The sequence below is a fragment of the Brevibacillus sp. B_LB10_24 genome (assembly GCF_046036945.1).
In the GTDB taxonomy this organism is placed as follows: domain Bacteria; phylum Bacillota; class Bacilli; order Brevibacillales; family Brevibacillaceae; genus Brevibacillus_C.
In genome coordinates this window covers 149,374-161,856 of record NZ_JBJQOQ010000004.1, presented here as the reverse complement: position 1 = coordinate 161,856, position 12,483 = coordinate 149,374, and the positions used below count along the sequence as shown (strand labels likewise).

Annotated in this window: 10 protein-coding genes; all 10 read right to left on the bottom strand. The window is 51.8% G+C overall.

All coding sequences use genetic code 11. The features are described from left to right. Position 1: 1 nt before the first annotated feature. A complete protein-coding gene (locus tag ACI7RC_RS06480) occupies positions 2-1,501 on the bottom strand; it encodes a tripartite tricarboxylate transporter permease (RefSeq protein WP_408107416.1) in 1,500 nt (499 codons plus the stop codon). A 21-nt stretch (positions 1,502-1,522) separates the two neighbouring features. Further along, positions 1,523-1,972 carry a tripartite tricarboxylate transporter TctB family protein gene (locus tag ACI7RC_RS06475; protein WP_408107415.1) on the bottom strand — a complete coding sequence of 150 codons (450 nt, stop codon included), beginning with the start codon at positions 1,970-1,972 and terminating at the stop codon, positions 1,523-1,525. Between the two features lie 68 nt (positions 1,973-2,040). Beyond that, on the bottom strand, positions 2,041-3,039 hold the full coding sequence (locus ACI7RC_RS06470) for a tripartite tricarboxylate transporter substrate binding protein (RefSeq protein WP_408107414.1): 999 nt from the start codon (positions 3,037-3,039) through the stop codon (positions 2,041-2,043). A 135-nt stretch (positions 3,040-3,174) separates the two neighbouring features. Beyond that, positions 3,175-3,951 (bottom strand): IclR family transcriptional regulator, encoded by a 777-nt coding sequence (locus ACI7RC_RS06465; protein ID WP_408107460.1) that lies wholly within the window; start codon positions 3,949-3,951, stop codon positions 3,175-3,177. Positions 3,952-4,164: 213 nt separating this feature from the next. Further along, a complete protein-coding gene (locus ACI7RC_RS06460) occupies positions 4,165-5,523 on the bottom strand; it encodes a glucose-6-phosphate isomerase (RefSeq protein ID WP_408107413.1) in 1,359 nt (452 codons plus the stop codon). Between the two features lie 90 nt (positions 5,524-5,613). Beyond that, complete coding sequence (locus ACI7RC_RS06455) at positions 5,614-7,089, bottom strand: class II glutamine amidotransferase domain-containing protein (protein ID WP_408107412.1); 1,476 nt, start codon at positions 7,087-7,089, stop codon at positions 5,614-5,616. Positions 7,090-7,181: 92 nt separating this feature from the next. Beyond that, positions 7,182-8,651: a class II glutamine amidotransferase domain-containing protein gene (locus ACI7RC_RS06450; RefSeq protein ID WP_408107411.1), complete on the bottom strand. Its 1,470-nt coding sequence runs from the start codon at positions 8,649-8,651 to the stop codon at positions 7,182-7,184. Positions 8,652-8,694: 43 nt separating this feature from the next. Beyond that, positions 8,695-10,122, bottom strand: coding sequence for a UDP-glucose dehydrogenase family protein (locus ACI7RC_RS06445; RefSeq protein ID WP_408107410.1), 1,428 nt, complete (start codon positions 10,120-10,122; stop codon positions 8,695-8,697). A 42-nt stretch (positions 10,123-10,164) separates the two neighbouring features. Beyond that, a complete protein-coding gene (locus ACI7RC_RS06440; RefSeq protein ID WP_408107409.1) occupies positions 10,165-11,130 on the bottom strand; it encodes a GDP-mannose 4,6-dehydratase in 966 nt (321 codons plus the stop codon). Continuing rightward, positions 11,127-12,473 (bottom strand): O-antigen ligase family protein, encoded by a 1,347-nt coding sequence (locus ACI7RC_RS06435; protein WP_408107408.1) that lies wholly within the window; start codon positions 12,471-12,473, stop codon positions 11,127-11,129. Before ACI7RC_RS06435 ends, ACI7RC_RS06440 begins: the two co-directional genes overlap by 4 nt. Positions 12,474-12,483 lie beyond the last annotated feature (10 nt).

Sequence of the window (12,483 nt, the reverse complement as noted above, 5' to 3'; positions counted from 1 at the left end):
GTTATTGATGAGCGCGTTTTCTCTGCTGCAAAATGGCTTTTACGATCGGAGTCAGGAGCGTAATGGTCGAGAGCAGCAGGAGCACCAACGGAATCGGCCGCGTATAAAAAATGTCATAGCTTCCGCTGGACAGCGCCAACGCCCTGCGGAACTGGCTTTCCGCCATAGGGCCAAGAATCAGCGCCAGTACAATCGGGGAAGCAGGGAAATCGTGTTTCTGCATGAAGAAACCGATCACGCCGGCCACCGCCATGATGACGACATCAAAAAAGCTGTTGTTGATCGCATAGGAACCTACGACACAGAGAACCAGGATGAGCGGGGTCAGAATTTGTTTGGGAATCTGCACCACTTTGGCAAAAAGACGAGAAGCAAACAGACCCAGCAAACACATGACGATATAGCAGATAACCATTCCGATAAACAGGGTGTAGACGAGGTCGCCGTTGTTTTTAAAAAGCAGCGGTCCCGGCTGCAGCCCCTGTACCATCAAGGCTCCCAACATGACGGCCGTCACCGCGTCGCCGGGGATTCCGAGTGTCAAGAGGGGAACCAATGCCCCGCCGGTACATCCGTTACCGCCCGCTTCGCAAGCGGCAACGCCGGCCATTCTTCTGTCGTCTGAGGGCTCTTTGTCTTTCTCCTTGTTGAATCGTTTGGTTTCGTTGTAGGCGACGAAAGCAGCGATATCCGCACCGGCACCCGGGATGATCCCGATGAAGGTCCCGATGCCGGTCGAACGTAAAATCGTGGGAATCAACCCGCGAAATTCGCCCCAACTGGGAACGATCTTCTCGATCTTCACTTTCACCTTTTCTTTCAGATTCATTTCCGAGAGAGACTTGAACGCCTCCGAAGCTGCAAACAAACCGATCATGATCGGAATGAAGGGAACACCGTTTAATAGCCCCTCGTATCCCCCCGTAAAGCGCGGCAAGCCAAGGATCGGATCGAGGCCCACCATCGCAAGCAGCAGACCGGCCAGGCCGGCGATCAGACCTTTGACCAACGATTTGCCGGCAAGGCTGGCAATGATGCTCAGACCGAACACGGCGAGAGCAAACGTCTCCGGGGCACTAAATTCAAGTGCGATATTGGCCAATATAGGGGAGAGGAACATCAGGACAAAGATACTGATGGTACCGCCGATAGATGCAGCAAGAGTAGCAGTTCCGAGTGCCTTTCCCGCCTTGCCTTTTTGAGCCAAGGCATAACCGTCCAAAGCGGTTGCCGCTGCCGCAGGTGTCCCTGGCGTGTTCAGCAAAATGGCCGTAATGGAGCCTCCGTACACACCGCCAAAGTAAACGCCGGACAGCAGCAGAAGACCGGCAACCGGCTCCATGCCGAATGTCATCGGCAAGACCAGAGCGACCCCCATCGTGGCAGTCAGTCCGGGAAGTGCTCCGACCACGATCCCGATAATGACGCCGAGTACAGCCATCACCAAGGCGGTAGGATCACTCAGGATATTTGTAAACCCGCCCAGAAATAGATCAAACATGCGTTTCCCTCCTTTTCTTCCTTACTCGAACAGGACGCCGGCAGGCAGGGGAACCTGCAGCGCTGTTTCAAAGATGAGATAGATGAGCAGTGTAACCAGCACGGCTACGAGTATCGAGGCGACGGGTTTGCGATAACCAAACAGCCACATGAATCCAAACAAAAACACCGGAGTCGCCAGATGAAAACCGCCGAGATAAACGAGCGCCAAAAAAACAAACGTACAGACAATCCCGAGAACAGTGCGTCCCCACAAGGTGGGAGCCGCATCTTCTTCACTATTCGGCAGGGGTCTAAATGAGCCTGCGACCATCAATACTGACAGCAAAATCAGTCCGCCAGCAATCAATCGAGGGAAAAACCCGGGACCCACATCCGTATCACCAACAGACGGAAAGCCTCCGGATGTAATCCAGACGGCAACAGACAAGAGAATGAGAGCAATACCAACAAAAAAATCAGACTTTTTCACGAACTACCCTCCTTAAAACAGAGGACACGGGAATCGCTTCGCAGCAAGGCCCGTGTCCAACACGTTTCTTACTTTTTCAGCCCCAGATCGGAGACGAGTTTTGTGAACAGCTCATTGTCTTTTTGAATCGCCTCTTTGAAGGCTGCACTGTCGGCATAGGAAACACCAAGGTTCATTTTTTCAAGGATGTCGGTGAAGGCTTTGTCTTCGGTTACCTTCTTCGTGGTGGCTTCCAATACAGCGACCACATCGTCGGGAGTATCTTTCGGAACGGCAAGTCCTCTCCAGGTACCGATGGAAAGATCGATCCCTTCTTCTTTCAGGGTTGGAACGTCTTTCAGTTTTTCAACCCGCTCATCTGCCATGACAGCCAACACTTTCAATTTGCCGGCTTCCACATGTGCCGCTACTTCTGCCGGGCTCACGGATACTGCTTCAATATGTCCGCCCAGCAGAGCCGTCACAGCAGGGTTGGCTCCATCGAAGGGAATGTGGTTAAATTTCGTACCGACCTTTTGCTCCAGAGCGGTAGCAGCCAAATGCCAAATCGCTCCTGTACCCGAGTTGCCGATCCGGATCTTGCCCGGGTTTTCCTTTGCGTAGGCCAAGAATTCGTCGATGGTATTCCACGGAGCATCGGCACGGACGGTAATGGCAGCCGGGTCTGCATTCAGACGGGCAACCGGTTTGAAATCGTCCGATGTAAAAGCGGCCAGGCCAAGCGGGGGCAGGGTCGTCATCTCTACCGTCACCAGTGTCACCTTGTAGCCATCAGGTTTGGCTTTTGCCCCTTCGCTCATTCCAACAGCGCCGCCGCCGCCGTTTTTGTTCACGACCCCGATGGACTGAGGCAGAGTTTTGTTAGCAGAGTCGGCGAAAGCGCGAGCAACTGCGTCAGTACCGCCGCCAGCTGCATAAGGTACGATGAGTTCAATTTGCTTTTTCGGATAGTTTTCTCCGGCAGACTGCTTATCAGATGGAGCTGCCGAGTTCCCCGAGCTGCAGCCGACAAGAGAAGCGATCAGAGCAGTCGCGGCAAAACCGGATAAAATGCTTTTCAATTTCATGATGTTATCCCCCTATGGTTGAAAAGATTAGATACATAACATAACGTTCCCTCGAAAGCGGTAAAACGATTTGAAAGCTACTGACAATTTTGTTCCTCAATACGGAACAACGTTCCTGTTTGATTCGAAAAAAAATTACCCTCGAAACCCAAGGTGTTTGGATATTTCGCGGGCATAGAAGACAACGCGATCCATACAAAGCCTGATTTTCTCTTCATCCATTCGCATTGTCGGCCCGGATACGCTCAGTCCTGCTACAGGCTGGCCGCTGTGATTCAGAATAGGTGCGGCGACACAGTAGATGCCGGGTTCGTGTTCTTCCTCGTCGAGCGAATAGCCTCTTTCTCTGATCTCCTGGAGATTGGCAATAAGCTCATCAAAGGAGGTAATCGTGTTTGCTGTAAATCTCGGCAAACCTTTCTGTTCGACGATTTTTCGAACCTCTTCTTCAGGAATGTGGGCAATGATCGCTTTTCCGACACCCGTACAGTGAACGGGTGCACGTTTGCCAATCAGTGAGTACATGCGGATGGTGTAAGGGCTTTCAATTTTCTCAATATACACCACCTCTCCTTCTTGCAATAACACGAGATGGGAGGTCTCGCCCGTCTCTAGTACCAATTGGTTCATTATTGGATTGGCGATCTTTCGTATTTCTAATGATTGTGACACAACTGAACCCAGTTCAATCAGTTTCAAGCCCAAAAGATAGCACTCACTTTGCGGATCTTGCCTGACGTACCCCTGGTTCTTCAAGGAAGTGAGCAAGCGGTGCACGGTACTTTTAGCCAGACCCATACGGTGGGCAAGCTCAGTAATTCCCAGGCCGTCAACATTTTCCTTTAACAGTTCCAATACGTACAACGCGCGATCGACGGATTGAACTGATGAGGTGTCTCTTGGTGTTTTGATATTTTCACACCTCCATGCGTTCCTTATTACGGAATGTTGTTCCTTTTTTCTTAATTTTTATTATAGAAATGGTGAGGCGTGCTTGTCAATAAAAAAAGTTTCGATTGAAGCCTGCTCGCAGAAGTTGTCGAGTCCTTCTTTAGCGGACCCTGATGATCGCCTGCGCTAGACACACAAATGGCATGGAAGAATAAAATTCCATGCCCGTCAAAGTTAACCGAATGAATAGCTGTATTTATTTTCTAAACGCTTCTCCAGTTTATTTTTTTCTACTTCAAAACCGGGCTTGCCAAGCAGAGCAAACATATTCTTCTTATACGCTTCAACCCCAGGTTGATCAAACGGGTTTACACCTAGCAAGTGCCCGCTGATGCCGCAAGCCTTTTCGAAAAAGGTAACCAATTCACCAATTGTATATTCATTCATTTCATCCAGTTCAATGATGAGGTTGGGTACCCCTCCATCTACATGGGCCAGCAAGGTCCCTTGAAATGCTTTCTTATTGACATCATCCAAGGTTTTTCCTGCCAGAAAATTCAATCCGTCCATATTTTCCGGGCACTCCTGAATCGTCATCAGTATTTGCGGTTTCTTTACCAGCAAAACCGTTTCGATAAGATCCCGGCGGCCTTCCTGAATGTATTGCCCTATGGAATGCAAATCAGTCGTAGAATCAATCGATGCGGGAAAGAGTCCTTTCCGATCCTTTCCTTCACTCTCGCCAAAAAGTTGTTTCCACCATTCCGCCATGTAGTGAAGAGCAGGTTCGTAGTTTACCAGCAATTCAATCGTTTTTCCCTTTCGGTAGAGAGCGTTGCGTACGGCTGCGTATTGATAGCTTTCATTATTCCACAGGTCAGGGTGGCTGTATTTCATGTATGCCGCCTGAGCTCCTTGCATTAACCGATCAATATTTAATCCAGCTACCGCGATCGGCAAAAGACCTGCCGCTGTCAGTACGGAAAATCTTCCGCCAACATCATCCGGAATAATAAAGGTTTCATATCCTTCCTTGTCAGCCAGCTTTTTTAAAGCTCCCTTTGCTTGATCCGTAGTGGCATAGATTCGCTTTCTTGCGCCTTCTTTTCCGTACTTCTTCTCCATGTAATCGCGGAAAAAGCGGAAAGCGATGGCTGGTTCCGTTGTTGTTCCAGATTTGGAAACGACATTGACAGATATTTCTTTCCCATCTAACACTTCCAGCAGGTGGGATAGATAGGTGGAACTCATATTTTGACCGGCGAAATATACATGGGTCGAACCATTCATCTGAGCTTGAAAGGAATGTGTTAAAGCTTCTATTACAGCTCTTGCCCCTAAGTATGACCCCCCAATTCCAATAACCACAAGGGCCTGTGAATCCGTTTTGATTTTATCAGAAGTCTTTTTAATTCGTTCAAATTCTTCTTTGTCATAGTTTAATGGCAAATCAACCCAACCAAGAAAATCAGATCCGGGTCCTTTCTTTTCATGAAGAAAGCAATGGGCAACCTTTACAAATTCACGCAGATGATCGATTTCCTGCCTTCCTAAAAAAGGCAATGCATTGGAGAAATCAAACGAGAGTGCCATTTCTGCTCCTCCTCATTTTGAAAAATAGAACATCTCTCCGACGGTTTTAAGACAGAGATCTGGAAAAAGCAGATCAGTTATGATCGAGTATTATCGCAAAAGATACCGTTTGTACGTGTCTCGCAGCAGCGTTCTTCCCTTTTCTTGAAAGCTCATCGGATTAATCGGTTCGCGCAGCGTTTCCTTCCACATCGATGCAATCAATTCCCGATAGAGGACGTAATGAGGCGGGTTTCGGTACCTGGTATCCACCTTCATCAGCGTGGTCAACAATTTCCGGTTGCTAAAAGGCCAAAATTCCTCAATCGCGATATCCTGCTCGGCCGGATACATCGCCCCCCAGGTCCCCATCCGCTGTTCCCAGTAAAACAGATCGAAAATGTCGATGTTGTACTCCTTGGCAATGTGCCGGGTATCCTGCAGCCATTTGTCGTACTGTCCGGTGGCAAATCCCACGTTTTTATACCCTGTAATGAGGGCAAGGAACCTGCCGTCAATCCGCTTCCGGTCGAAGTAGGTATAGACACACTTCTTGGCCACTTCGCTGCCGTTGCCGCAGACGTTCAATCTTCCCTGTGAGTACTTATAGTGGTGGAAAATCGTCAGCGACTTGGGCAGAGTCCTGGCCATTGTTACGTTTTTGTGCAGGATCTCCCTGAACTGCGGGTCCATGCTTCGCTCGCACTCCATGACGTTCAATTGCAACCCGAGACGAGGGAGCAGCTGCATGGGTACGCGAATGTCGGCACTGTTCGCGTTCAGCTCGCAGTGCTTGCTGATGTAGTAAGTGATCTTGTCGCTAAACGCTCTGCTTGCCGCGAGCAGCGTCCTGCTTTCCCAACCTGCCGTCACGGGCAGCATCAGGTCGTACCGGTTAGCAGCTGCTTGCAGCGAACCCTGCAGCATCTCCGTTCCGAGCCGTACTGCATAACCTACGTCCAACTCCTCCAGTTTTTCCGTCGGCCAAAATCTGGCGGTACTCCCCGTAATCACGTCGAGGTAGTGATTGGGCATCAGGTGTTTAATCGCTTTGTAGATCGTTCCCTCCCCCGGCCAGACGCGTTCCGTTTTGTCGAACTGGGGGGAGTCGATCAACTCCATGGCGGATTCGTCGAACTCAAAAAACGTCTCTTCCAGGCAGTCGACCAGAATCGCCGGCTGCGAACCGCACCAGACCTCCCCGTTTGACCGGGTGTAAAATACCTGCCTGAGTCCGCAGGTGTCGTGGAACAGCTTTACACCTGCCCCATCGCTGTAAATGATCAGCCATCGCCCGCCGCAGCAGTCCGTCTGGAAGATCACGTCATCAAAATTCCGTGCGTTTCGATTGATGTTCTGCAGCACTTCTTCGTTGGAGTACAACGGTCGAAAGGGGTCGATGATAAATCCGAGCAGGGTTAATTGAATCCCGTTCGCTTCAGTTTGAATCGTCTCCAGCTCAGGATGGACAGTAGCGCAGAGATTTTCGCCAATCCTGAGCTGCTTCCATCCTTTCCTTTTCATTTGATACCTCGGACCGAGGATATACTGCCTTCGATAAAGCAATTTGTCTACATCAATATCCACACTTTTTACCCCTTTCTCCAACAACGTCATGCCATTCTCGTCTGGCGGTCCCCCCCTCTTTACTGCGAACACAAGGGAGCAGCGCCGGACATTTACCTCAAGACGTACCGCTGATAAATGTTGTTAAGCGACCTTTTTACTCTGCCCCGCAGGCTAAGCGGATTGATCGGTTCGGACAAAACACCCTCCCACATGTGTCTGATCAGTTCCTGGTACAAGAGACAGTTGGGCGTAACGCGGTATTTGACGTCGACAGAAAGCAGCGCCTCGAGAAGAGTTCGATTGTTGAAGGGGCAGAATTCTTCGATCGCGATATCCTGTTCGGCCGGGTACATCGCTCCCCAATTGCCCATTCGCTGTTCCCAGTAAAATAGGTCGAAAACGTGGAGGTTGTACTGCGCGGCAACGGGTTCAGTATCCCGCAGCCACTTTTCGTACTGAGACGTGACGTACCGGATGCCTTTATAACCTGAATACTTTGCCAGGAGCCTGCCGGAAAACTTCTTTCGGTATGTCAGGTGGGTGCTTTTGCGGGCCACTTCACTGGCGTTTCCGCAGACGTTCAGCTTCCCCTGGGAGTGCTTGTAGTGGTGGTAGATCGTAAATGTTTTCGGCAGGTCTCTGGCCATCGTCACGCTCTTGCTCATCACCTCCCGAAAGCGCGGGTCCATGCTGTCCTCACAGGCCACGACGCGGAAATCAAGGCCCAACCGGGGAAGCAGCCGCGAGGGAATCCGGATGTCCGGACTCTCGGACGTTAGGCTGCTCAGCTGACAGACGTAGTAGAAGATGCTCTCCTGCATCTCCCTGCTGACCGCAAGCAGCGTTCTGCTATCCCACCCCGCCGTCACCGGCATCATCAATTCATACCGCCGGGCCGCGCCCGCAAGCGATCCACGCAATATCGCCGCCGCTGTCTGAACAGCCCTGTCCAAGCTGGTAGGTTCCAGTTTTTTTCTCGGCCAGTAGCGGACCACTTGGCCTTCCGTGACATCCAGGTAGTGGTTGGGCAAAAGGTGTTTGATCGACTTGTAGATGGTGCCGTCACCCGGCCAGGCCCGTTCCGTCTGGTCAAATTGCGGCGAGTTGACCAGTTCCAGGGCCGCTTCGTCCTGTTCAAAGCTCCCGTTCAGGCTGTCCACCAGTATTGCCGGCTGCGAGCCGCACCAGAGTCCGCCACCCTTCTTGGTATAAAAGATCTGCCGCAACCCACAGGGATCGTGGAACATTCTGACGCGGGCACCGTCGTGGCAAATGATGATCCACCTGCCTCCGTAGCGCTCCGCCGCCTCGATCACCTCGTCGAAACAAGAAGCAGTCTCGCTAATATGCTGCAGAACCTCCCGATTGGAGTACTCGGGATGAAAGGGATCGATGAGAAAGCCCAGCAGCGTTAATTGCATACCGTTTCCATATGCCTGAGCCGTTTCCAGATCGGGGTGGACCGTAGCAAACAGGTCGTCACCGATTTGCAGACATTTCCATCCGCCGCGATTTACCAAAAACCGGGGTCCAAGTATATACTGCCTTCTGTATAGTAATCGCTCCGTGTCAAACTTCACGTTTTCTCCCCATTTCTCGACAGCTTTTGACCCTTACGGCCTTCTAAAGACGAACGCTCCCGACTTGTGCCTGTGCATGTCCACTCGCCTTCCTATCCGTAACGCCAATCCCCAGCCCTTCGCAGAGTAATCCCAGTTCCTCCAGTTGCTTGCGGCACAGTACGTTGCGGGTGTCGAGAACGTAAGAGGATCTCATCTTCCGGCTCACCTGCCGCCAGTCCAGCGTCTGGTATTCTTGCCAGTGAGTGAGCAGGATCAGCGCGTCGGCAGCATGGGCCACGTCGAGCGGAGAGTCGCAGTAGCGCACCGCCAGATTTTTGTTCAGCGCTCGAAACATCGGCATTCCCTGTGGGTCATGCACACTTATGTGGGCCCCCAGCTCAAGCAGTTTTTCAATAATCACGGTAGCCTGGGTTTTGCGGGCGTCATCTGTATTTGGCTTGAACGTCAACCCCAGTATGCCAATGTGTTTCCCGTTCAGCGTCTTCAGCTGTCGCTGGATTTTTTCCACGACAAACAGATGCATCTTTAGGTTCGATTCGACCGCGGCCTTTACCGTGGACAGTTCGCTGCCGTACTTTTGGCTCGTGGCCAAAAATTCCGCCGTATCCTTGGGAAAGCAGCTGCCGCTCCAGCCGCTTGACACCTGCAAAAACTTTTCGCCGATTCGCGAATCAAGGCCGATTCCTTTTGCCACATCCAGCACATTTGCTCCGAGCGCCTCAGAGAGTCTGGCTACCTCGTTGATGTAGCTGATCTTCACTGCCAGAAACGCATTAGAGGCGTATTTGATCATTTCCGCGCTTTTCGTGTCGGTTTCAAAATAGACGGCCGCAGGCGAATGGAGGTTGGCGGTAAACGGCAAGTCTCGACAAATCGCATCGTAGCCGGCCCGCTCAATCAGGTTGTGGTATAAAGTGCGCATGGCCGCCCTGGCCCGTTCATTTTCCGTGCCGATCACCACCCGATCCGGAAAGAACACATCTTCGACCGCATACCCCTCGCGCAAAAATTCCGGATTGCTAATCACCGCAAAATCCAGCTCAGCTTCCAGCAGCGATTCTTCCTCAATGATTGAAGAGACGAGATCCGCCGTCCCGACCGGCACCGTCGACTTGTTCACAATCACGGTAAACCGGTGGGGATTGAGATGCTTTGCGATGCTGGCGGCGGCTCGCCTGATGTAGGTGAGATCCGCCGAACCGTCTGCTTTTTCCGGAGTGCCGACACCGATAAAGACGACATCGGCATCGTACACAGCCTGGTACGACGTCGAAGCAAACAATGTATTCCCGATGGTTTTGGCGATCAGGATGTCCAGCCCCGGCTCGTAAATCGGGCTTCTTTTTGCATTCAGCATCTCCACTTTCGCTTGATCGATATCGATCACCGTCGTTTGATGGCCCAGTGCTGCAAAAGCAGCGCCGGTTACACTGCCCACGTAGCCTGACCCAATGCATACCACATTCATTGTGAATCCTCCGAGAATTGTTTTTTTATGGAAAATGACTGTTTACACCTTTGACTGCAGCATCAATTCTGTCCTGTACGCTTTGATCATCCTCTTCAGCCCTTCTTCCAGGCTAATTTCTGGCGTCCAGCCGAGCATCTGGCGGGCCTTGTCGATCACGGGACGCCGCACTTTGGGATCGTCTTGGGGAAGCGGATGGTAGGTGATGCCGCTTTCCGATCCCGCCAGTCGCTTCACCATGCGGGCCACATCAATAATGCGGTGCTCGTCGGGATTGCCAATGTTGATGATTTCTCCCGTCGCCTGATCTTTCTCCATCATCATCTGCAGTGCGCGGATATTGTCATCTACATAACAGAAAGAGCGCGTCTGGCTTCCGTCGCCATAAACCGTAATGTCTCTGCCAGTGAGCGCCTGTGTGACAAAATTGGAGATCACCCGGCCATCGTCATTGCGAAGACCGTCCGAATATGTATTGAAGATGCGGGCCACTTTCACTTGAACCTGGTGGCGATGGTAATATTCGTAACACATCACTTCACCCAAACGCTTCGCCTCGTCGTAGCAGGCCCGCGGTCCCCAGGTATTCACGTTGCCGCGGTAATCCTCCGCCTGCGGATGCTGCTCCGGATCGCCGTACGCTTCACTTGTGCTGGCGTAAAGCAGCTTCGCATTGTTGCGCTTCGCCACCTCTAGCATATGTTGTGTTCCGATCGTATTGACCGCAATGGTTTCAAACGGCGCCAGCTGATAGAATTTCGGCGACGCCGGAGAGGCGAGATGATAGATTTCCTCCACCCCTGACAGGAGGGAAAACTCGACGACTCTTTTGTTGGTTACATCATCGTTGATCAAGAAAAAATCGGGATGGCCGATTACTTCGTTCAGGTTGCGCTCTCTTCCCGTGGAAAAGTTGTCGATGCCAATCACCCGCCGCCCTTTTGCCAGCAACTCCTTGCAGAGGTGGGACCCGAGGAAGCCCGCCACACCGGTTATTACGATTGTCACCTTGGTACCCTCCTTCTCTCTCTGTTAAGATGCTCTCCGCCTTGCGAAGCGGCTCGCTTTGCGTCCGACAACAGGGATAGTCCGAGTGACACGTACAGCACCCAAAAGATGTTGTTTTGCCGCAAGAGCGTATTTTCCGTCAAACTGTACAACAGCATAAACATGAGGTACAAAAACGGCCAGCAGACCAGCATTCCGGTAGAAGTCCCGATGAAGCGCACTGCCTTTTTAAACTGGGAGATGTAACTGGCGACAAACAGGACGACCCCGATTACTCCCAGTTGCAGCCAGATGTCCAAGGTGCCGTTGTGTCCGTGCGTGGGCAACCACCCGGTCATGAGAAAAATATCGGCAGACTCGCCGTCCAGCCCCAGCCAGAAGGCGTTGTATCCGTAGCCAAACCAGGGATGCTGGCTGATCTTCTCAAACATCGCTGCCCATAGCTCCGTACGGCCGGTCAGGGTGAGATCCCGCCCCATGCTTTCAAATCCCAATTCCAGCGCATTCTCCACATAGCCGTAGAAAAGAACGGAAATGCCGCCCAAAATCAGAAACGAAATGATGATCAAAGGAACGGCCAGAGAATAGTGCCGAACGATCGTGCGTAAAAGCGAAACAAGGAGCAGCAGTCCTAAAAAGATGACCAACGCCGTTTTGGATTGGGATAAGAGGAGCAGGCAGACGGACAATCCAAAACCTGCCCACATGGGCCAACTCTTCCATTTTTGCTGGGCGGCAAGGATGAGGAATACGATACCGCCTAGCGTCATGACCTGTCCCAGTGTATTTTTGTGGGTGTAAATGCCCCGCCAGGCCTCTCCGCGGTCATCGACGTAGATTCCGTATTCCGGAATGAACAGCGCGAACGCCACGCTCAAGATGCCGGCGATACCCATCGCCCAGGCGACAAGGCGCAGCTGTTCGACCAGATTGAAACGGGCGGCAAAGTAGACGCCGAACATGGTCGTCCCCAAGAGCGCAATGCCGCGCCGCATGGTCACTTCCGGGGCAAATGACCAGAGAACCGAACTGATCGTGAAGAGCGTCAGCAGAATCACGATCTTGTCTCGCTGCAGAATGCCCATCACGCTTTTCCATCTGACGAACAAGTGCACCAGGGTAACCCCGTAAATGCCATACCAAAAGTACTGCAGCATCGGGTTGCCTTCGATGTTATCCATCGTCGTCCCGCTCTGTTTCTGCAGATGGGGCAGCAGCGCACTGGTAAACAGCAGCAGCGAGGCGACGGCAAATACCCTTTCCACAGCGTTAGCAATCTTTAGCACGCCCGCTTTCAGTTGATCCGATGACAAAATGTCAGGCTTTAGCGTTCCCGCTTCCAATGTGATTTCC

Bases quoted from the DNA above. Each gene is read 5' to 3' on its own strand.
- ACI7RC_RS06460 (WP_408107413.1), bottom strand. From the start codon at position 5,523: ATGGCACTCTCGTTTGATTTCTCCAATGCATTGCCTTTTTTAGGAAGG.
- ACI7RC_RS06480 (WP_408107416.1), bottom strand. From the start codon at position 1,501: ATGTTTGATCTATTTCTGGGCGGGTTTACAAATATCCTGAGTGATCCT.
- ACI7RC_RS06470 (WP_408107414.1), bottom strand. From the start codon at position 3,039: ATGAAATTGAAAAGCATTTTATCCGGTTTTGCCGCGACTGCTCTGATC.
- ACI7RC_RS06445 (WP_408107410.1), bottom strand. From the start codon at position 10,122: ATGAATGTGGTATGCATTGGGTCAGGCTACGTGGGCAGTGTAACCGGC.